23 protein-coding genes are annotated in these 21,070 nt (G+C 52.7%); 12 read left to right on the top strand and 11 right to left on the bottom strand.

Going from position 1 to position 21,070, the window contains the following annotated elements:
- Nucleotides 1-136: 136 nt before the first annotated feature.
- Together RGW60_RS00720 and RGW60_RS00715 are read right to left on the bottom strand one after the other, a co-directional pair.
- Nucleotides 137-1,504, bottom strand: coding sequence for a DUF1329 domain-containing protein (locus RGW60_RS00720; protein ID WP_322206816.1), 1,368 nt, complete (start codon nt 1,502-1,504; stop codon nt 137-139).
- A 22-nt stretch (nt 1,505-1,526) separates the two neighbouring features.
- Nucleotides 1,527-3,326, bottom strand: a complete 1,800-nt coding sequence (locus RGW60_RS00715; RefSeq protein ID WP_322201218.1) for a DUF1302 domain-containing protein — start codon at nt 3,324-3,326, stop codon at nt 1,527-1,529.
- 766 nt (nt 3,327-4,092) lie between these two features.
- Between RGW60_RS00715 and RGW60_RS00710 the strand changes: the two genes are divergently transcribed.
- Nucleotides 4,093-4,548 (top strand): hypothetical protein, encoded by a 456-nt coding sequence (locus tag RGW60_RS00710; protein WP_322201216.1) that lies wholly within the window; start codon nt 4,093-4,095, stop codon nt 4,546-4,548.
- 84 nt (nt 4,549-4,632) lie between these two features.
- Here the strand turns inward: RGW60_RS00710 and RGW60_RS00705 are convergent, their stop codons facing one another.
- The 4 genes from RGW60_RS00705 to RGW60_RS00690 form a co-directional block, all read right to left on the bottom strand.
- Complete coding sequence (locus RGW60_RS00705) at nt 4,633-5,157, bottom strand: hypothetical protein (protein WP_322201215.1); 525 nt, start codon at nt 5,155-5,157, stop codon at nt 4,633-4,635.
- 187 nt (nt 5,158-5,344) lie between these two features.
- The gene (locus tag RGW60_RS00700) at nt 5,345-6,256 is read right to left on the bottom strand and encodes an SDR family oxidoreductase (protein WP_322201213.1); all 912 of its coding nucleotides are present in this window, start codon (nt 6,254-6,256) and stop codon (nt 5,345-5,347) included.
- 185 nt (nt 6,257-6,441) lie between these two features.
- Nucleotides 6,442-7,224, bottom strand: coding sequence for a class II aldolase/adducin family protein (locus RGW60_RS00695; protein WP_322201211.1), 783 nt, complete (start codon nt 7,222-7,224; stop codon nt 6,442-6,444).
- 234 nt (nt 7,225-7,458) lie between these two features.
- The gene (locus RGW60_RS00690) at nt 7,459-7,914 is read right to left on the bottom strand and encodes a flavodoxin (RefSeq protein ID WP_322201209.1); all 456 of its coding nucleotides are present in this window, start codon (nt 7,912-7,914) and stop codon (nt 7,459-7,461) included.
- Between the two features lie 97 nt (nt 7,915-8,011).
- On the opposite strand from RGW60_RS00690, the gene RGW60_RS00685 reads away from it, so the two are divergent.
- Both RGW60_RS00685 and RGW60_RS00680 read left to right on the top strand, forming a co-directional pair.
- A complete protein-coding gene (locus RGW60_RS00685; protein ID WP_322201207.1) occupies nt 8,012-8,470 on the top strand; it encodes a PAS domain S-box protein in 459 nt (152 codons plus the stop codon).
- A 54-nt stretch (nt 8,471-8,524) separates the two neighbouring features.
- On the top strand, nt 8,525-9,133 hold the full coding sequence (locus tag RGW60_RS00680) for a hypothetical protein (protein WP_322201205.1): 609 nt from the start codon (nt 8,525-8,527) through the stop codon (nt 9,131-9,133).
- A 39-nt stretch (nt 9,134-9,172) separates the two neighbouring features.
- On the opposite strand, the gene RGW60_RS00675 is transcribed toward RGW60_RS00680, so the two are convergent.
- Nucleotides 9,173-10,138, bottom strand: a complete 966-nt coding sequence (locus tag RGW60_RS00675) for a MerR family transcriptional regulator (protein WP_322201203.1) — start codon at nt 10,136-10,138, stop codon at nt 9,173-9,175.
- Nucleotides 10,139-10,612: 474 nt separating this feature from the next.
- Here RGW60_RS00675 and folM point away from each other — a divergent pair, with 474 nt between their 5' ends.
- The 5 genes from folM (at nt 10,613) to RGW60_RS00650 (ending at nt 12,985) form a co-directional block, all read left to right on the top strand.
- A complete protein-coding gene (folM, locus tag RGW60_RS00670) occupies nt 10,613-11,323 on the top strand; it encodes a dihydromonapterin reductase (protein ID WP_322201201.1) in 711 nt (236 codons plus the stop codon).
- Nucleotides 11,324-11,344: 21 nt separating this feature from the next.
- Nucleotides 11,345-11,905: a GTP cyclohydrolase I FolE gene (gene folE, locus RGW60_RS00665; protein ID WP_322201199.1), complete on the top strand. Its 561-nt coding sequence runs from the start codon at nt 11,345-11,347 to the stop codon at nt 11,903-11,905.
- Between the two features lie 2 nt (nt 11,906-11,907).
- A complete protein-coding gene (folX, locus tag RGW60_RS00660) occupies nt 11,908-12,279 on the top strand; it encodes a dihydroneopterin triphosphate 2'-epimerase (RefSeq protein ID WP_322201198.1) in 372 nt (123 codons plus the stop codon).
- A gap of 75 nt (nt 12,280-12,354) precedes the next feature.
- Nucleotides 12,355-12,651 (top strand): DUF1244 domain-containing protein, encoded by a 297-nt coding sequence (locus RGW60_RS00655; RefSeq protein ID WP_322201196.1) that lies wholly within the window; start codon nt 12,355-12,357, stop codon nt 12,649-12,651.
- Nucleotides 12,644-12,985, top strand: coding sequence for a HopJ type III effector protein (locus tag RGW60_RS00650; RefSeq protein WP_322201194.1), 342 nt, complete (start codon nt 12,644-12,646; stop codon nt 12,983-12,985). Before RGW60_RS00655 ends, RGW60_RS00650 begins: the two co-directional genes overlap by 8 nt.
- A gap of 58 nt (nt 12,986-13,043) precedes the next feature.
- Here RGW60_RS00650 and trxB read toward each other — a convergent pair whose 3' ends face one another.
- Nucleotides 13,044-14,006, bottom strand: a complete 963-nt coding sequence (gene trxB / locus RGW60_RS00645; protein WP_322201192.1) for a thioredoxin-disulfide reductase — start codon at nt 14,004-14,006, stop codon at nt 13,044-13,046.
- Nucleotides 14,007-14,373: 367 nt separating this feature from the next.
- Here trxB and cysZ point away from each other — a divergent pair, with 367 nt between their 5' ends.
- The 4 genes from cysZ (at nt 14,374) to RGW60_RS00625 (ending at nt 18,523) form a co-directional block, all read left to right on the top strand.
- Nucleotides 14,374-15,141 (top strand): sulfate transporter CysZ, encoded by a 768-nt coding sequence (gene cysZ / locus RGW60_RS00640; RefSeq protein WP_322201190.1) that lies wholly within the window; start codon nt 14,374-14,376, stop codon nt 15,139-15,141.
- Nucleotides 15,142-15,273: 132 nt separating this feature from the next.
- Nucleotides 15,274-15,615, top strand: a complete 342-nt coding sequence (locus RGW60_RS00635; RefSeq protein ID WP_322201188.1) for a hypothetical protein — start codon at nt 15,274-15,276, stop codon at nt 15,613-15,615.
- 370 nt (nt 15,616-15,985) lie between these two features.
- Entirely contained in the window at nt 15,986-16,489 is a 504-nt protein-coding gene (locus tag RGW60_RS00630) for a hypothetical protein (protein WP_322201186.1), read from the top strand.
- Between the two features lie 858 nt (nt 16,490-17,347).
- Nucleotides 17,348-18,523: a glycosyltransferase family 1 protein gene (locus RGW60_RS00625; protein ID WP_322206815.1), complete on the top strand. Its 1,176-nt coding sequence runs from the start codon at nt 17,348-17,350 to the stop codon at nt 18,521-18,523.
- Between the two features lie 100 nt (nt 18,524-18,623).
- Here RGW60_RS00625 and RGW60_RS00620 read toward each other — a convergent pair whose 3' ends face one another.
- From RGW60_RS00620 to RGW60_RS00610, 3 genes are all read right to left on the bottom strand, one after another.
- On the bottom strand, nt 18,624-19,727 hold the full coding sequence (locus RGW60_RS00620; protein ID WP_322201184.1) for an NADH:flavin oxidoreductase: 1,104 nt from the start codon (nt 19,725-19,727) through the stop codon (nt 18,624-18,626).
- Nucleotides 19,717-20,355 carry a TetR/AcrR family transcriptional regulator gene (locus RGW60_RS00615; RefSeq protein WP_407074080.1) on the bottom strand — a complete coding sequence of 213 codons (639 nt, stop codon included), beginning with the start codon at nt 20,353-20,355 and terminating at the stop codon, nt 19,717-19,719. Before RGW60_RS00615 ends, RGW60_RS00620 begins: the two co-directional genes overlap by 11 nt.
- Nucleotides 20,356-20,513: 158 nt before the next feature.
- Nucleotides 20,514-20,996 carry a glutathione peroxidase gene (locus RGW60_RS00610; protein ID WP_322201180.1) on the bottom strand — a complete coding sequence of 161 codons (483 nt, stop codon included), beginning with the start codon at nt 20,994-20,996 and terminating at the stop codon, nt 20,514-20,516.
- Nucleotides 20,997-21,070: the final 74 nt, after the last annotated feature.

Below are 21,070 nucleotides of genomic sequence, written 5' to 3'. Positions count from 1 at the left end.
GACTTCTCACGCCCACACTAAGCGGTTCGGTAGTTCTGGATGTAGGAATATTCGGCGCAGTGATTATTTACCATAAAAAAACCACCTACATCGCTGTAAGTGGTTTATTTTTTGCTAAAAATGCTTGGTTACAGGCTTAGCGGATACCTGCGTTGCGTAACGCGTTAGGTGTGAAGTCGGACGCATGGAACTTCTGATCAAACTGGTAGCCGTGCTTCTCTTCGTTTTTCATCCCAAGGGCGATATATCGACCGGCGTTCAGGTCATAAAGAGCCTCAAGCGTGTAAGCGGCCGCTTGACGTGCGTAGTGATACTCCGCGTGACCTTCTGCGACACGCCACAATGCCCCGCGACCGTCGTAATGATCGACCAACGCTACCTGCCAGCTGTCCTCGTCAATGTACATGTGACGCTTGGCATAAATATGGCGCTGGCCGGATTTCAAGGTGCCAACGATTTCCCATACTCGGTGCAACTCATATCGAGTCAGATCTTGGTTGATATGCCCAGCTTTGATCACATCACTGTATTTGAGGGTCGGCTGATCGAGTTTGTAGCTGTTGTAAGGAATGTACATTTCTTTCTTGCCAATCAGCTGCCAATCGTAACGATCAGGTGCACCGGAGAACATGTCGAAGTTGTCAGAGGTACGCAGGCCGTCAGCAGCGGTGCCCGGCCCGTCATAAGCCACCTGCGGTGCACGGCGAACACGGCGCTGACCGGCGTTGTAGATCCAGGCCTGACGGGGCTCTTTAACTTGATCAAGGGTTTCGTGCACTAGCAATACGTTACCTGCCAAGCGCGCAGGCTTGGTTACTTCTTGTTTGAAGTAAGTCAGGATGTTGGCACTGGCCTGTTTGTCGAGATCCGGAATATCCTCAGGCGCCCCGATATCCTCCTCAAAGGTGACTGAATCGAATGCGCCATTGGTTTGCGGCGTTGCCTGAGTGATGGTGAGGTGTACGTTACCGCCGTGATAACGGGTGATGTGGTTCCACAACACTTCGTTGGCGGTTTTCGGAATCGGAAACGCGTAATAGCGGCTTTCAGCAAAGTTTGCCAAACCATTACCATCGTTAATCGTCGTCACCGTGGTGGCGCTTTTCTTAGCCAAATCGTAGATCTTTTGCGGTAAGGCAAACGTGCGGTGCGTCGTATAAACCGGAATCCGATACGAATCGGGATAGCGCTGGAACATCGCCTGCTGACCGTCAGACAATTTGTCTTTGTATTGGGCTACGTTGGCGGCAGTGATAATGAACAGCGGCTTTTCATTAGCAAAGGGATCGGACAGAAAACCATTGGCGTCCACTGTGCCAGCGTTGACCGGCAGGCCACCGGTATAGGCTGGAATGGTGCCGGCAGCGTTGCCGGCCATTTCTGCACCAACTGGGGTTAAGCTTTTGCCCAGCTTGGCGGCTTCTTCCGCCGAAACTGCGGCCATTACACTGGTAGCCATCAGGCTGAGTGCCAGGACGCCACATTGAAGAATGATCTTGCGCATAGTCATGCCCTTTTCAAACTGATCAGAAGTTCACGCCGACGCTCAACGAGGCGAAGTCACGGTCGATCAAGGTGTTGTAGTTACCACCGAAGAAATCGGTGTAGCTGAGGCTGGCGGTATAGGTGTTGCGGTAATCGGCATCAACCCCAAGGCTGACCGCTTTCGCGCCTTTGTTAAACAGACCGTTCGGACCGTAACCATTTACGTCGTGTGACCAAGACACGCTGGGCTTAAGATTGACGCCCGCAAACACGTTGGCGTAATCAAGTATTGCCCGCGCACGATAACCCCACGCCGTCGCAGTCACAAAGCCTTTGGTGTCGCCGTTGAAACCGTAAGCGCCGTACACCGAATCACGGCCATAGCGAAGAGTGTCGTGGGACTCCAGTCCACCAACGTGCACCACAGCGGCTTCACCGACTACAGTTAAACGTTCAGCGCCCAATACTTGATCGAAAAAGTGCGTCAGGGTCGATTGAACCTGTGTGATTTCTTTACGTCTGTAGCCTTGGTTGTCTGCACCTGGCGAGGTCGCGATAGGCGATGCAGCGCCACGAACGAGTGGGTTTACCAGCGCCAGGGTCAAGTCAGTGGTATTGAGTTGGACCGGAGCATTAGGCCGATAACTGATCTCGCCGTTCCAAGCCGTGCCTTCCGGCAAGGTGGTGGCAAAACTGGCGCCGAACAGACGCACGTTTTCCGGGTACTCAAGGTAGTACTGACCATTACCAAGCGCAGTACTCTGCGCTAAACCAGCGGCAGCAGCGGCGCTGCCTGTAGCCCGGCCCGCGGCAGCGGCAATGCCGGGGATCGATTGAAACGTCTGCAGGCTAGCGGTCTGGGTACTAAGGACTGGAACGCGGCTGTGCAGGTTTTCAAAGTACAGACCGTATTCGGTATCGTCTCCTAACCAACGCAAAGCACCACCGAATTGTCCATTGTTACTCGGATCGCGCTTGCTGCCCCGAGGTACAACAACGCCTTCTGGCGTTACCTGGAAGCCATGGCCGAAAGCAGCGGCGATTGGCTGCAATGGCGCAATGGCGGGGCTGCCGACCGTGTAGTTGTTGTTACAGCCTTCTGCTACAACATCATTCCCGAAGAAGGTGCCGCAGTTATCTACGACCGTCTCCTCCCAGCGCACTTGATAAAAGCCTTCTGCACTAAGCTTGTCGGTTATCCCCTGGGAAGCGAACAGCATCGGGACCGGAATCAGGCCCTCTTTAAGCTCGGCACCAGGACGGCGGAATGCAGAAACGTCGATGGGGTTGATCGAATTGATCGAGTTACCGATGAAGGTACTTTCACCCCAACTAACTACTTGATTACCCGCCCGCACGGTGCCCGGCAAATCGGCAATGGTGTAGTTGTGGTAAACGAACGCATCTAACAGTTGGTAGCCGGAGGACTTGGCCGCCTCTTTACGCCCATTGTTGCTGACTTGTTTGAAATCCTGGTTATTGTCTTCGAGCGCGAAGTCGTACCAATACTTGCCGCGGATGAACACGCCGCTGTCACCCCATTTCAGCTGCAGGTCGTGCACACCTTTAAAGATCTCAGAGAACGCATCGCCCTTCTGGAAATTCAGGCGATTGTCATCGCCGGTAGACGCCTGACCTTTGCCGCCATTCACCGTCCCAACCAGACCCTGGTTGGCATTACGTAGCGCAAAACTTGCGCCTAATGAAAGCGACGAATCGAATTGCCCTTCGACTTCGCCAATGTTGAATGAAACGGCCTGCGCCTGTGCTGTACAGCCCAGTGCGACGGCAATCGCCAGCGCCTTTGGCTTGAAGATGGCGCGCATTATTGTTGTTGTCATGCGTCTTCCCCGGTTGATTGCAGAGGAAGATACCCTACCCAGCGCCATCAGGAGCGATAAGCGCACAAAGGAGGTATTTGTGTTGTACCTCGAAAGAGTGAATCCCCCATCTGGCCCGGCTTCGCGAAGCATCATCGACGCGGTGGATGATCGATGATGACGGGGATGGATTGAACTAATGTGCATCGTAGAGGCGAGACTGGAATCGCAAGAGCGCAATCCTGAAAAAATGGCGGTTGTTGCCTGTGGTGCAATAGTCATTGTCGCAAACCGCTCTGTTTAATCGGACGTTTTTTCCTTATTCTTGCTGGGCTTTCACAAGGACTGATCAGCATTATTGAATACCGCAATTATGCCTTAACTTTCCAAATGAATATTGCATCGCGCAGACTATCGATGATCGATCGCCTACGCGCTAGTTGCACCCCTGGTTGACCGACGTTGATTTTAGAGCTCCTGGATCTGCGTCTTATTTGCCGCTGTTAATACAGCGGCTTTTTTTTACCTGCAATTTATCATCCGCTCGCCAACACGATCTTGATTACTCACTTGAATTAAAAAAATCTCTCTCTCAACACTACAAGAGGACTCCTACAGATAACTTTCCGAACGGCCATACTCGGAATTTTCTTACGTTATTCTCGGGAGCAGGACTACAAACAAGTGTGCTTAAACTGTTAGTGTCAAGTCGGTGTTCTACAAGCGTTGAGCCCAAATGGGACAAAGCGTATGACTTGACAATTTAATACATAACAGGAGCTACATCATGAATAAGAAACTAGGTGCATGGGTGCTGGCGTTTGGATTGGTGCAAATGAGTGGTCAGGTGGTGGCTGCGCCAATGCAAAGCTGGCTAACGCCGCTGAACAAAATGTGTTTCATCAACAACGGAACGGTTTATCCAGGGGTTGCGGCGCCGGGGGAACTCAAGGTTGTTTACGGGCCGTATACCGCGAAATGCGCCACGACTTATCACAAATTTCGGCTTGGGCTGACATTTGTGGATGTGCAAAAGCTGATTGGAGGTGTTTGGACGAATGTCGAGAGCGGTGCATTTAATCCCGCGAAACAGTATGGTTCCGGAACGTTTAGAATTGTGCTAAACAACCAAGGTAAACAAACATCTGCCCCCTATAAAGGCGGCACATTCTCCGTTCCTCTTTTACCCACAACTGAGAACATAATACTTGGGCCGCTACCGTTATGCAGCGGCCCAAGTTAACCGCTTTGGGAGGCCTACCGATCAATGTAGGTGAAGTCAGATGCATTTCCAAAGTTACTGGTTCAGAAAACGTCTATTTTGATGTTAAGCATGCGTATCGATCAGCGCTTTATTCTTAGTCATCTGCGCGCGCTCTTGTACCGCAAGTACAACTAGAAGAGCAGCGCTAAGGCTTCTCTGCACATTTTTCAGACTCGTGTTCCCAGCAGATATTTCCGTTTTGTAATATTCCAAGCTACTATTAAAAGACGTGAATACGTTTTTTTTCTTGCCTTTATTTATTTCATTACCCTGACTATTAAACTCAACATCAAGCCCCCCCAGCCAGCTAGCGGTAGCTGTATCAATTACCCCAAGGTCACAAAGTTCCCACGCAATAGCACGCATTTCAACATTACTGGTATTTTCCGGATCAAAATTGGACAAGTCATACTCAAAGCCGGCCAACCTTTCCTCATTAGAAATGGATTTATCCGCCCAATACTGTCCGACTTTCTGCTGAATATCTTTTTCTGCGACGGGATAATCTGTTTCAACCCTGAAAGCTCTATCGGGAGACGCTGTATAGCTTTCCAACCGTAATTTTACAACATCATAATTATCCATCATAAAAAACCTCCACACTCGACGTCATTGTTCCCGTCTTATCGGAGGTCCTTTGGATAAACTTTAACGAAAACCACCTCTACACAACAGATTCAGAACAGCCCTACACGCTTGCAAATAACTTTCCTACAAAAACAGCTAAGCCGATCAAATGATCGGCTTAGCTAGTCATAAAACGCGCACTAACACGTCAAACAGAATATTTCTGCAAGTTCGCCATCATCTCTTTTAATGCGTCGGTCGTGTCTTTGGGATGTGATGCGCCATCGAAGTCGCCGATTTTTTCCCAGATGGCCGCGACGTCTTCCGGGCTGAAACCCGCGCGCGGGTCAAATCCAGCACCTACGCTGCGCTCCCAGCGGGTTTTGCCGATCCAGCCGCCACCGACTTCAAACAGGCCGGAGGTTTCTACACACTGTTCGCTGCCGAGGAATACAACTAATGGGCTGATCAGCTCAGGCTTGAGCATGTCGAATACGGCGGCCGGGATAAGCCCTTCGGTCATGCGAGTACCGCCCGTTGGAGCGATGGCGTTAACCAGAATGTTATTCTTGCGCCCTTCTAACGCCAAGGTTCGGGTCAAGCCATACAGGCCCAGTTTGGCCATGCCGTAGTTGGACTGGCCGAAGTTACCGTAGATGCCGGAGGTTGAGGCGGTAAAGATTACACGCCCATAGTTTTGCTCGCGCATGTGCGGCCAGGCAGCGTGGGTTACTTTATAGGCGCCCTCAACGTGGACGCGATACACCAAGTCCCAATCAGCGTCGTCCATCTTCGCAAAGGTTTTGTCGCGCAGGATGCCTGCGTTATTGACGACTACATCGATACGGCCGAACGCGTCCAGGGCGTTCTGGACGATTTTGTCGCCGTCAGTCACGGAATCGTGGTTGGCGATGGCCGTGCCGCCCGCTTCGCGAATCTCAGCTACCACCCGGTCCGCCGCCGAGGCATTCGCGCCTTCGCCATGCGCCGAGCCGCCAAGGTCGTTGACCACTACGCGAGCGCCATGTTTAGCAAATAGCAGGGCATGGGCACGCCCTAAACCGCCGCCCGCGCCCGTGACGATGACAACTTTATCTTCAAAACGCACAGGCTCACTCATGAACAACTCCAGCGGAAGGTAGGCAATGGCATCAGTGTCAATCACCCGACGCCGAGTCACAATCAACACGGTTCGTGCTGAATAGTGACTAATAAGGCCAGCAGATGTGCGCGCGTCTATCTGCCCTAAAGCGTTTATTGCCAGACAAATAACCCCGCACGGTAGGATTTAAGCTCTGTTCAACGCTATTCCTTGTAACTCGGGTCAAGCTTGTCGACCTTGCGTAGCAGCGCTGGCCACGCCAATACACCACCCATGCCTTGTGCGCTTTTAGTGACTCCAGCCATCATCGCTCTTGCACCGGCCAGAATCTGTCCATGAATGGGAATCAGCTCGGCACCGCCGTTCTGCGCCAACACCTGAATGTCACAGGCACGCTGGAACGTAAACATCATCAAGAAGGCGTCAGCGATGCTACCGGCACAGGTCAATAACCCGTGGTTATTGAGCATCAAGAAGTTGTTCTCACCAAGGTCAGCTTGCAAGCGTGTTTTTTCCTCGTGATTGAGTGCAACACCTTCGTAAGGGTGATAAGCCAAGCTGGAGAGGATGAAGATTGATTGCTGGCTGATAGGCAGAATTCCCTGCTTCTGCGCAGACACCGCAACCCCGGACGCGGTGTGCGTATGAATCACACACGCCACGTCGTGCCGGACCTCGTGGATAGCACTGTGGATGGTGTAACCGGCAGGGTTGATCTCGTAAGGACTGTCCATCAACTTGTTACCGGCCTGATCGACTTTGACCAGACTCGATGCCGTGATCTCGTGAAACATCAGACCGTAAGGGTTGATCAGGAAGTCTTCGGTGCCCGGAACCTTGGCGGAAATGTGGGTGAAGATAAGATCATCCCAACCGTGCATCGCAACCAGGCGATAGCACGCGGCCAGATCAACCCTGGCTTGCCACTCAGTGGCGCTGACTTGATCCTGAACATTTCGGGCGGGCAAAACTTGAGCGACATTCACGGCGTTCACCTCGGCACTTTTATTATGTTGGCGTTATGGATGGTGTGCCGAACAGTCTAGTTCAGAGCCAAGGATCCCCGTAGTTGCATTCGCAGCCAGCTTACTGGCCGAGCGAGTCATCTTAAAGCAAAGCGGACAATAACCGAGCAGCGAACACGTTGAGGAAACCAGCCAGGGCGCGCACAAATCAAAAGCCGCGCGCACCTGGTTGTCCTTGTTGCGTGAACAACCCAATCAAGCGCCGAGCTGAACAATGAAAGTCGCCAGCCATGGCTCAGCATCCGCTTCAGGGTTCACTGTTTCACTCGCGTCGAGGCGCAGCATGGGTTGTATTTCTCGAATCCCCAGCTCGGCAAATAGCTCGCGTACCTGCTCGCCGCCGCCGCAGAACGTATCGCCATAGCTGGCGTCGCCCAAGGCAATCACGCCGCCTGGCAATCCGCGCCAAGCCGCGGGCAAAACGTCGCGAATGTGCGAATACAGTGCAAGAAAGTTGTCCGGTAACTCGCCAAGGCCGGTGGTCGAGGTCACCACCAAAAAGCTTTCAGGCGCATAAGCTTGCAATTCGGCAAACGTAGCGCGAGGGTTGTGCCAGACTTGGTGACCGGCATCGCGAAGGATGCTCTGCGCATGCCGAGCAACCTCTTCAGCTGAGCCATAGACCGACCCAGAAAGGATAACGACTTTCATAAACTGACCCTGTAGCACAGTAAAAAGGACGGCATTATGCCTCAATCAGGCACGATGTTTTAGAATGCGGACCTAGCAACCATGTCGGAAGTTTTCAATGATTAATGCAAAGCTGCTGCAACTGGTAATCAATGCGTCGAACGACGGAATCGTGGTCGCAGAGCAAGAAGGCGATGACAATATTCTTATTTATGTCAATAAAGCCTTTGAAGACCTGACCGGTTATCAGGGAGAAGACATTCTGTATCGCGACTGCCGTTTTTTGCAGGCCGGCGACAGAGATCAGCCTGGCCTGGAATTGATTCGAAAGGCCATCGTCGAGGGCTCGCCCTGCCGAACAGTGCTGCGTAATTACCGCAAAGACGGCAGCTATTTTTGGAACGAGTTATCGATTACGCCCGTATTTAATGCTGCCGATCAACTGACCTACTTCATAGGTATCCAGAAAGACGTGACTAAGCAGGTCGAGGCACAACAAAGGGTTGTCGAGTTAGAAGCCGATCTGGCGTCAGCACGAGCAGAAATCATGTCGCTAAAAAACGACAAGCGGTCCTAACTAACGCCGAAACTAACGGTCTTTAGTCCATTAATCGCAAATCCGAGCTTTACCATGCAGCGCGATACCTTGCTGACCCAGGACGAGTTGGACTTCATTCAAAACATGCAGCACAGCCAAAAACTTAACGAGCGCGATCAGTCGCGCAGCCTGCTGGTCAACGGCGGTGCGCAGATTCAAGAATTGCTGACGCGGCTGGCCGCTCACGAGCAAGTGACACTCCAAGCGCAGTTCGACAACCAGCAAATGACATTCCCGCTGCATTTGGTGGAAGATGAATTTCACGCCATGCATCTGCAGTTGGGCGCACCTAGCATTTATGAAGAAAACGGCTCCATGACCCGCCCTTGGCGCTTGAGCTTGGACGAACCGTTGCCGCTGAAAACCGATAAAGGTTCGCTTTCTGCAATGTGGGTTCACGAGATATCTTTCAAAGGTGTCTTGGTGGAAAATCGCAAAGCGACCAAACCCCCAAAGTATTTTTCGCTGTGGTTTACTCCAGCTGGGCATGCCCGTATCGCCCTGCGGGGCACATTCGAACGACTCACTGCGCAGGGCTTGGCCGCTTACCGCTTGAGCCAGCGAAACAAGCAAGCCACCGAATTGCTGCGCCAGTACATTCTGCAACAGCATCAATTGGCTCATCCTGCTCCATTTGAGTAGCTACAGCTTTTGCTTAGAGCGGGTAGCCCAGCCGACCGGCTACGAATCCAGATGCCCCTTCAGAAACTGCTGCAACCGTCGTTGCATCACACGCCCATCACTTCCAAGACATGCAATGGGCGAACCCGCAAGGGTATCCTGCGCCAGATCAGAAGCTTCGCCTGCCAACAAAACCGGGCAGTCGAGCATCAACGCAAGGCGCTGCAAACGCCGAGGCAGATCGGCAGTCGGGGGGCGATTGGAATACAGCACTAACACCTGCGGCTGAGCTTTTCCGCACACAAGGCTCAACTCCTCCAGCGGTTGACCCAAGGCCAATACGCTAACCGAGGTATCGGTGGTTCCTAACATCAGACCTGCCACCCACAACTCCAGCTCACGGCATTCTCCGGGTAGGGCAGCTACCAATACGGCAGTTTCTCCAGTACTGCGGGACATCTGCAAACGTTGCAGGGTTCGTCCCCGCAGAAAACTATCGAGGAACAGCCATTCACTGGCTTGACCAAACTGATCCTGATGCAACAAGAACTCTTGCCACAGGGGCATGAAAATATCTTGGAACACCACGATCATCGGGTATGTCGAAAATATTTGACCGTATAACAGCTCAAGACTTCGCTCATCAAAAGCACGGGTCGCACGGCGCACTTGGGCTTGCCATTCACTCCATTCCTTTAGCGACCCGTCTTCCCGGCCAGCACCGGGCGCACCTCTAACGACGCTGGCTCTGGCGAGAATCTTACCGACTTTACTGACCGATACACCGCGCTCAATCCAGCCAAGAATGCTGCGAACTTCTTCAATATCGGCTTGAGAATACAGACGATGCCCGCTGTCGGTGCGGGTTGGCTGAATAAGTCCATACCGCCGTTCCCATGCACGCAACGTGACCGGATTGATTCCGGTCATGCGTGACACTTCGCGGATAGGAAATAATTCTTCTTGTTTCAGGTCGTCTAGCTGCAGGCCACCATCTATAGCGGGGCCGTTAACAGAATCAGTCATGGCAGGCATCGATTGAATACAGTGGAGCATTGTACTCACAACACCGCCGCCCACAAACTGTCCCGCTGCCACCGCGGAAATAGGCAAGGGTGATATAGCGGGCAATTTTCCGGTTCGTGTGGTGTTCAACTGTGTACTTGGCTCATTGCTGCGTGAATTAACTCTTCTGTTTCCGGCTCGGGCCTGCATGTTGCCACTCAGCCCCTCGCGGTTCCTGTTTATTGCGCTGTCAGCTCGCTTGCCCACGTGCGGGTTGCATAGCGCACTTTGCGTGCCCATCCGCACGTCTGAAACGGCCCCGCGCCACTAGGTGCGACACAAGGAAATGTCTTGCGCCTTGCCTTGCGGGTTGTTCGGTTATGGCCATTGGTATAACTTTGCTGCAGATAATAGTCAGTTGATGGCTTCGTTGGTTTGATCTCGCGGCCGCTATTTTGGCGCCCGGCTCGACCTTTACTGATACGCGAGTTGCCCATGGTTTTCGCCACTCCACCTGTCTTGATCACTGGCGCCAGCCAGCGAGTTGGTCTGCATTGCGCAAAACGTTTGCTGGCGGAGGGGAAGCCCGTCATTTTCAGCTACCGCAGCGAACGCCCTGGCGTTCAGCAGTTGCGTGATTTGGGGGCAGTAGCTATTCATAGCGACTTTTGCTCCGAAGCAAGCATCCTGACCTTTATCGAGGAACTCGCTTCTCACACCGACAGCTTGCGGGCAATTATCCATAATGCCTCACAGTGGCAAGTCGAAACGCCAGGGAAGGAAGCGGCAGTATTTACTCAAATGTTTGGCGTTCACATGTTGGCGCCTTATTTGATTAATCTTCACTGCGCTCACCTGTTGCATCGCTCACCCATAGCCGACATTGTCCACATTAGCGACGACGTCACTCGCAAGGGCAGCAGCAAACATATTGCGTACTGCGCCAGCAAGGCTGGGCTTGAGAGTTTGACGCTATCATTCGCGGCCAAGTTCGCCCCCCGAATCAAAGTCAACAGCATTGCGCCAGCGCTGTTGATGTTTCAACCTGACGACGACGCAGCGTACCGTGCCTGCACCCTGACTAAATCCGCCATGGGCATAGAGCCCGGAGCCGAAGTGATCTATCAGAGCCTGCGCTATTTGCTGGACAACCCTTACGTTACCGGCACAACTTTGACTGTAAACGGCGGTAGGCACCTTAAGTAAGCCGCCCCGTGAGGATCCTTGATGACCTTGTCCCTGCCACAGAATTACCGTGAACTCCTTGTTGGTCTGGGCGAAGACCCCGATCGCGAGGGCTTGGTGGACACACCAAAACGCGCTGCTAAAGCGATGCAGTATTTATGTCGAGGCTACACACAGAGCATCGAGGAGATCGTCAATGGCGCACTGTTCGCCTCTGACAACGATGAAATGGTGATCGTCAAAGATATCGAGCTGTACTCGCTGTGCGAGCATCATTTGCTGCCGTTTATCGGCAAGGCCCACGTCGCTTACATCCCCACCGGAAAAGTATTGGGTCTGTCGAAGATCGCACGGATTGTAGACATGTTCGCCCGACGCCTGCAGATCCAGGAAAATCTCACCCGCCAGATCGCCGACACGATTAACGAAGTGACCAACGCCGCTGGTGTGGCCGTGGTCATTGAGGCGCACCACATGTGCATGATGATGCGCGGCGTCGAGAAACAGAACTCGACCATGATGACCTCGGTGATGCTCGGTGCATTTCGTGAATCGAGCACAACCCGGCAGGAATTTTTACAGTTGATCGGACGGAGCAGGTAAGCATGCCAAGACTTGAACCAGGCACTGCTCGAATTCGGGTCAAAGACTTGGGTTTACGCACATTTATTGGCATCAATGAAGATGAAATCCTCAATAAGCAGGATGTGTTGATCAACCTGACCATCCTGTACGCAGCCCAAGATGCGGTGCGTGACAATGACATCGATCACGCACTGAATTACCGCACCATTACTAAAGCCATTATTCAGCACGTGGAAGGTAATCGCTTCGCGCTGCTTGAACGACTGACCCAGGAAGTCCTTGATTTGGTCATGAGCCATCAGGCCGTGCTGTACGCCGAAGTCGAAGTCGACAAACCACACGCGCTGCGTTTCGCCGAATCGGTGTCGATTACCTTGGCTGGGCAGCGCTAGATCTACCGCTCAAAAACTGTGACGGTGTTTTGCCCGTTATCATCCGAACCATTCAATTGCCTGCCAGAGCTCATCATGACTGACCAAGAACGCCTTGAACTTGAAGCCGCTTCCTTTCGCCGACTGGTCGCGCACCTAGACAGTCGTAAGGACGTCCAGAATATCGACTTGATGAATCTTTCCGGCTTCTGTCGCAACTGCCTGTCCAAATGGTACAAAGCCGCTGCCGATGAAAAACACATAGGCGTCAGCCTCGACGAAGCCCGTGAGGTGGTTTACGGCATGCCGTACGGCGAGTGGAAAAGCAAATTCCAGCAAGAAGCCAGCGCCGAACAGAACACTGCATTTGCCAAGGACCAAAAGCATGACTGATTTGAACACCCTGCGTGCCCACCTACGCAGCGGCCAACACCTCTTCGCCGACACCTTGGCGTTCATCGCTAAAGATTATGCCTATCAACCGCAAGCCTTCACCAACGGCAACGTCGAAAATGTCGCCGGACAGAACGAAGGGTCGTGCAAGCTCTTGGGGTTCGCACTGCTTGAAGGATTAAGCGATGAAGAAACGTTGCTTGCGTTCGGCGAACACTACCGCTCGGTACAGGCCACGCCAGAGGGCAGCGACCACGCTAACATTCGATCCATGATCGCTAACGGACTGGCGGGAGTGACCTTTGAAGGCAAACCGTTGAAGCGCAAAGAGTGACGTGCTGACAGGCATAAAAAAACCGGCCCGGGCCGGTTTTTTTTGCGCACCAGTTCGTTTAGAACGCAGCGTTCTTCAGGCCGTCAAGGTAACGCTCGACGTCTAATGCCGCCATGCAACCTGCACCGGCAGAGGTAATAGCCTGACGATAAACGTGGTCGGCCACGTCACCCGCAGCAAACACACCATCGATGTTGGTCGCGGTGGCATTACCTTCACGCCCACCTTGAACCACCATGTACCCGTCTTTCAACGTCAGTTGACCTTCGAACAACGAGGTATTGGGCGTGTGACCGATGGCGATAAATACGCCGTCCACTTTCAGCTCATCACGGGTACCGTCGTTGTTACGCAACGCAGCACCGGTCACGCCCATCTTGTCGCCAAGGACTTCTTCCAGTGTCGAATTGAGCTTGAGCACGATCTTGCCTTCGGCAACACGCACAAACAGCTTGTCGATCAGAATTTTTTCGGCGCGGAAGGTTTCGCGGCGATGCACCAGCGTTACTTTGCTAGCGATGTTGGCCAAGTACAGCGCTTCTTCAACGGCCGTGTTACCGCCACCGATCACTGCCACCTCACGGTTGCGATAGAAGAAACCATCGCAGGTCGCGCAGGCAGAAACGCCCTTGCCCATGAACGCTTCTTCCGACGGTAAGCCCAGATAACGCGCGCTGGCGCCGGTCGCGATAATCAGCGCGTCGCAGGTGTAAGTCGCGTTGTCGCCCTTGAGGCTAAATGGCTTGCCGGCCAAATCCACCGCATTGATATGGTCGAACACCACTTCGGTCTCGAAGCGCTCAGCGTGTTCTTTCATCCGTTCCATCAATACCGGGCCGGTCAGGCCATGGGGATCACCAGGCCAGTTATCGACTTCAGTGGTGGTGGTCAATTGACCACCTGCTTGCATACCGGTGATCAGCAACGGCTTGAGGTTGGCACGGGCGGCGTAAACCGCAGCGCTGTAACCGGCAGGGCCGGAGCCTAGGATAATTACCCGCGAATGACGTACTTCAGACATGACACGCTCCTATTGACCGGCCGATATGACGAGTGGTCGGATCGCCGGCGTACCGGCTGGAATAAAAAGGACCGCGCAAGCACTTGGGGAAGGCTATAAACACGGCGGTCCTGAAATCGGAGGCTGCGGCCAGGCCGCTGCCAAATACTGCCAAGTCGATTAATTATCGAGAAGACTATCGAGTAGGCGAAGATTAAGGAAATATGGTTTCACAATCCACCTCATAGATCACATCTATGTCGACATAGCTGTATCTGTGGCTAACCAGCGACTTTACATTGCCGTGATCGTTACTGCGAATGTCACGACTTCCGCTCGCCCACCAAAGCCGGTAAGGTCTGCCCGACTCCACTAATCGGACGCTGCCATGCCTGCCCCTGCTCTATCTGGCCCGCAATACCTGCACGAAGGCCTGAAATTGGTCCTCAGCCCAAGTTTGCGTCTGTTTGTCCTGCTGCCATTGACCATCAATCTGCTGTTGTTCGGCGGACTGATCTACCTCGCCATGCATCAGTTCGGTATGTGGGTCGACACCTTCATGCCAGAACTGCCCACGTGGTTGAGCTTTCTGAACTACATCATCTGGCCATTGTTTGTCATTCTGGTGATATTAATGGTGTTCTTCACCTTCACCCTGATTGCGAACGTGATTGCCGCGCCCTTTAATGGTTTTCTGGCCGAGAAGGTGGAAGTGGTCCTAAAGGGGAGCGACGACTTCCCGACCTTTAGCTGGGGCGAATTGATCGCCATGGTGCCACGCACCTTCAGCCGTGAAATGCGCAAATTGGGCTATTTTCTGCCCCGCGCCATTGGGTTGCTGATCCTCTCTTTCATCCCCGTGGTCAACGTCATCGCCGCCCCGTTGTGGCTGCTTTTTGGCGTGTGGATGATGGCGATTCAGTACATCGACTATCCGGCGGATAACCACAAACTCGGCTGGAACGAAATGCTCGTCTGGCTGCGGCAGAAGCGTTGGCAGAGTATGGGTTTTGGCGGAATCGTTTATCTGGCGCTGCTGATTCCGGTCGTGAATGTGCTGATGATGCCAGCGGCAGTGGCTGGGGCTACGTTATTTTGGGTACGTGAAAGTGGGCACCTGGCGGTGGAAAAACAGGCAATTGGCCGAAAAAACTGAACACGATATTTATATATGCGCTCGCAACCGGCGTGTTCCGCTCTAATGGCCTCTCCACAAACAAGTCCATTCACAACACTGAGATGAGCATGATGCTCACCTAGCATGGACGCTAGATTAAGGAAGATCAGTATGAGCAAGACAATTAACCCTGCAGCCGGTCATCAAGAAGGCTGGAACAACATTGCAAACACCGTGCGCCCGCTTCTGAGCGATGCGCTGTCGGGCCTCAACCCCGATGAAGTCTTTATCAACGGCGTGAACAACCTGACTGAACGTTTGGTCATCAGCTCGACTTCCATTACTAATGCAGCTGTGCAGTGCATTCTAGACAAAGAAGAACCTGCTTATTCGTTCGTCAATGCAGGTCTGTTTTCTGTTGCATACTCCTTCGCCGACGAGCACCGAATGGAGGGGCCAGACGCTAGTGCCTTGAGCGAAATCATTTCTAACCTGGTTCGTACCTTGGGTTAATGATACCTGCTTGGTGATCCCTTACCGGATCACCATCTTCTGAGCATGAAACCTCCTGGGTCGTCAGGAATAAACCCGCTGAACAACTTTCTGCCACAGCCTTCCCCACAGCCTGCATTCGCTCAATTACTTGTCAGGTAATCGCGGCGGCGTTTTAGGCCTAATAAATCGAGGCCTCATTTATCGAAGCACGGCAAGTGGTTGCCGCTCCTGCCAAACCACGAACTTTTGCCTTGTATGTCGGTAGTCTTAAACATCAAGCAACCACTCTTATCCCCCGCAAACATTACTCTCCATATTTTGTGACATTTCCATATTAGGAGTTGGCATTTACATTGCTTTATTCGTATGGCCAACGCAAAGGAGGGATATGGCCATGTCAAATGTAACGAATTCAACCACCCTGATAATCAGCAATGAAATGCTTCGGCCATCAGCCGATAAAAAAGCTGAAAACTCACAGCGCTCTATATCGTTTGCCGAAACACTAAGTAACGCCACGAACAAAATGGCTGAAATACCTTATGTACGAAGCGCAAGGGCTACTGAAGTTCGCGATTGGATAATGAGCGATGCGAATAACGATTCGGAACGGGCGGGAATGTGGGCGCAACTTTATGGATGCGACTCGCTTGACGGGCCTTTAATAGACGTTTCCGACGAGCCAATTATAAGACTTAGCGCGACGGGTGAAGTCTATACGAAAAAAATGCAAACCTATTATGAACAAGTTCGTCAGAACAAGCAGCCCGGACTCGCAGAGCTCTACAGGTCTGAAATAGCGAAAAATACACCGGCTATAGAAGTCTTAAAAAAGGTATTCGCCTACTACGACGCATTACCGAATGAGTTCAAACGAATGGCAGACTTGTAACCCAATGCCGTCTCGGGATCCTTCCCAAGACGGCAACACGATTAGATCACCATTTTACCGTTACCGCCCCCCCCTGGGCACCAACCGGAACGGGCGAACTATTCCTACCGTTTACAACCGTTCTAAAAAAGAATGGTTGCGATTGATTATTCCCAGCAAACATACTTGTCGAGCCTGACCGTTGACGCGATACATCGTGACATCTGTTTACGGTCCTTGGCATAGTTGAACCACAAGCCCACGTGGAAAACCGACATAACTCCATGACCAGCTCACCGTAGAGATCTGCGAACCGGACGGGGCAATACTTGCAACAGGCACATGCGTTTGATACACGTAACCCTTTGAATGAATCGTCGGAAGCCCTACCGTCGAATGGTACGACCCGGCCATTGACGCCTGCGAAATTAAAACCAAAGCAGAGGTTATACTCAACATCGCGCAGCATTTTTTGAAAGGCAAAAATTTACTAGACATTACAATTCCTTATTATGTTATTTCAGACAACAGCAGTCCTGAAGGTTGCTGCTGCATATTCGGAGGAGCCTTCATATAAACTCAAGAAAATTGAGCGAACCTACTGAAGACAGCGCATACGTTACCTGTAGAAAAACCCCAGTCAACCGGTTGTTTAACTTAACTAATATTTACGGAATCGCCTTACAAAACCAGAACTTTAAAAGTAAGAAACATCCTACCTACAGTAGTAACGACCCCCCCCTACATATGTAGTGTTTGAAATATCGCCTAGCTAACCAACCGCACTATTCTTCAACTAAATACACCACCAGCATTACCGTCACAAATCCATCACCCAACCGCCACGTCAGCGACATGACACCCGTCGACACTAACGGCATGAATCCACAATTGCATGTCACCCTGATCACTGAAACCTTCCCACCTGAAATCAATGGTGTGGCCAATACGCTTGGCCGGCTGTGTGACGGCTTGCGTCTACGCGGCCATCGCGTTGAACTGGTCCGGCCGCGCCAAGTGGACGACCAAAGCCAAACTGCGGATGCAAATCTGTTGTTATGCCGGGGATGGCCTATCCCTGGGTACCCAGGTTTGCAATGGGGGCAATCGTCGATGCACAAACTGCTACGACGCTGGACCCGGCAACGACCCGATGTCCTCTATATCGCCACCGAGGGACCGCTAGGGTTATCGGCATTGCGTGCAGCGCGGCGTTTGGGGATAACGGTCATAAGTGGCTTCCACACCAATTTCCAGCAGTACACCGTCGATTATGGTCTCGGCGTTTTCTCGCGGCTGCTTACGCATTATCTGCGCTGGTTTCATAACCGCTCACAGATGACGGTTGTGCCAAGTGCCAGTCAAAAACTGGAATTGGGGCGACGGGGTTTCGAGCGTATTGAGTTGTTGTCTCGAGGCGTTGACAGCCAGTTGTTCCATCCGGCAAAGCGCTGCATGGAGCTAAGACAAAGTTGGGGATTGCGCGTCGACGATATTGCCGTATTACATGTCGGTAGGCTCGCGCCGGAGAAAAACCTGGGCCTGTTGAAAACCAGCTTTGATGCCTTGCAAGCGACCTATCCGAAGCTGCGATTGAAGATGGTAGTGGTCGGTGACGGCCCGAAACGCGCGGTGCTGGAACAACAAATGCCAGACGCTATTTTTTGCGGCACACAGCGCGGTGAAATGCTGGCGGCGCACTATGCGTCAGCCGATTTGTTTGTGTTCCCGAGTTTGACTGAAACGTTCGGTAATGTCGTGCTAGAGGCATTGGCTTCAGGATTGGGCGTGATTGCGTATGACGAGGCCGCCGCCGCGCAGCACATTCTTCACGGCCATAATGGCGCGCTGGCGATGCCGGGGGACGAGCAAGGCTTTATTGACGCGGCACGCTGGGTACTAAAAGACAGCGAAACCCTGCGTAGCGTCCGTCTGAATGCTCGTAAACACGCCATCCATCAGGGCTGGGAAGCGATTATCGACGCGTTTGAACAGCAACTGCGCAGCACGTCTGAACAGGGCAAGGCGGTTCCGATGGGGCAGATTCAGGTGTAGTAGTTCCATTCGCTGAAATTAACTTGTTGGCAAGGCCATCGGCGTTGTGTCCATCAACCCTCACGCCTGGCCAACAAGTTTGTTATCAATAGATATTTGGTCAGACCAACGTGGTTAACGCTTCCCGGCTAAACGCTAGGATGTCTTGCTCACGGCCTTCACGTACTTTCTGTGCCCAGTCCGGGTCGACCAGTAAAGCGCGGCCGACGGCTACTAGATCGAACTCATCGTCGTTCAGGCGTTTCAGCAAGTTATCCAGGCTGGCCGGTTGCGCGACCTTGTCGGTCTTGACCATGAACTGCAAAAACTCGCCATCCAGACCGACGCTGCCTACGGTGATGGTTGGCTTACCGGTGAGCTTGCGCGTCCAGCCTGCAAGATTGAGGTCTGAACCATCGAACTCCGGCTCCCAGAAGCGACGTGTCGAGCAATGGAAAATATCCACGCCTGCGGCAGACAACGGCTTGAGAAATTCGCCCAATGCTTCCGGCGTCAGAACCAGACGGGCGGCGTAATCCTGCTGCTTCCATTGCGAGAATCGGAAGATGATCGGGAAGTCAGGACCGACCGCAGCTCTCACTGCCTCGATCAACTCAATAGCAAACCGCGACCGGCCCGCCAAGTCGCCTCCATATTCATCGGTGCGTTGGTTGGTGCCTTCCCAAAAAAACTGATCAACGATGTAACCGTGGGCGCCGTGAATTTCAACGCCATCCATACCGATGGTTTTCGCGTCCCGGGCAGCCTGAGCGAATGCTCCAATTACCTCCTGAATATCCTGCTTGGACATACCGCGAACCAAGACTTTATCGTCTTTGAGTTTTTCCATCGGGCCGTAAGCCGGTACATCACCGTCAGGCTCAGTCCCAAGGTGACGCACAGCCCCTACGTGCCATAACTGGGGCACTATTTTTCCGCCTTCAGCATGCACGGCATCAACGACTTTTTTCCAGCCTGCCAACGGCGCGTCACCAAAAAACTGGGGAACATTCGGGTAACCGTTAGAAGCCTTGTGATTGACCGTAGTCCCCTCGGTGATGATCAACCCCACCCCCGCGGCAGCCCGCCTACGGTAATACTCAATGACCTTCGAATTTGGCACCCCGCCCGGTGAAAACGAACGGGTCATCGGCGCCATAACTACCCGAGACGGCAACTGCAAGGTGCCCAGGCTGAAGGGTCTGAACAAAGCTTTAACTGGCATGTAAGGTTCCTCGGGAATCGATCAACAGCAGATGGTCTGGCGTCAGAAGACGTTCAAGCTGAGCCAGAAAAATACTCAGGGATGCAGCGCTGTTTCTTACTTTCATGCGCATCAACGCACCTTCCCAGGCGTTGGCGACAAATTCGGCAAGCGCCGCGCAGTCAGTGTTTTCCGGTAACTCGCCGGCATCCCGTGCGACTTTCAGGCTCTGGGCAAGAATGGCTACCGAGCGCTGTAAGATGCTTTCGACCTGGCTGGCAATTGGCACACATTCCCCCGCCATTTCGAAACTGAGACTGCCGATAAAACAATGGTGTTCAGGCTTTTCCTGACGGGAAAAATGCACAATCACATCCCGGTAGTAACCCAGAATCCGTTCACGCGGGCTCTGTGCAGGGTCATTCAGAACAGCTTCATAACGCAGCAGCCTTGGCCCGTACAAGTACTCAAGCGCTTGCACGGCGAAGTCTTCTTTGCTGGCGAAGTAGTGATAAAACGAGCCCTTGGGAATGCCCGCGGCCTGAACAATATCTAGCACGCCGGTTCCGTGATAGCCCCGCCGGGTCATCAGGTGAGCACCTTTGGCGAGAATCAGATCACGCTTGTCGAGTCGAAAGGATGTATTCATGGCGCCGAGCATATGACCGGTCGTCTAGACCTCGCCAGCACTATTGATGGGAGTGATTTCAAATAAAAAGTCAGGCGAGTAAAAGCTAATTTACTGGGGAGGGATGAAACGAACTGCCGGGTCGAAAACGCAACGACCCAGCGCAAACAACAGTTAAATTACTTCAACGCTTTTTCGATGGCGTGGATCACCGTGGGATCATCCGGCGGTGTGCGAGGAGAAAACCGGGCGAGCACACGACCGTCCTTTCCCACCAGAAATTTCTCGAAATTCCAAGTAATGTCACCCGGAAATTCAGCGCCTTCGCCTGCCAGCAAACGGTAAAGCGAGTGACGGTGATCGCCGTTCACTTCCAGCTTGCTGCCCAGAGGGAAGGTGACATTGTAGTTGACGTCACAGAATGTCTGAATCTCTTCTTCGGAGCCCGGTTCCTGACCCGCAAACTGGTTGCAGGGTAGGCCAAGGACGCTGAAGCCTTGACCCTGATACTCCTGATAGAGTTTTTCAAGGGCGGCATATTGCGGGGTCAAGCCACACTTCGACGCAACGTTGACCACCAACACTACTTTGCCCTTGAGAGGCTTGAGAGGCAGATCCTGGCCATCCAGAGCTTTTAAATTAGTGTCGTGAAAAGCACTCATGACGAACTCCAAATAACTAGCGGACGAAAAAGGCGCCCGCATCAGGCGGTGAAAACGAGCCTGTCGTTTTCACG

It is taken from the genome of Pseudomonas sp. AB6, from assembly GCF_034314105.1.
Classification (GTDB): Bacteria; Pseudomonadota; Gammaproteobacteria; order Pseudomonadales; family Pseudomonadaceae; genus Aquipseudomonas.
Note: the sequence above shows the minus strand (reverse complement) of the source record. Positions and strands in the feature narration are given on the sequence as shown.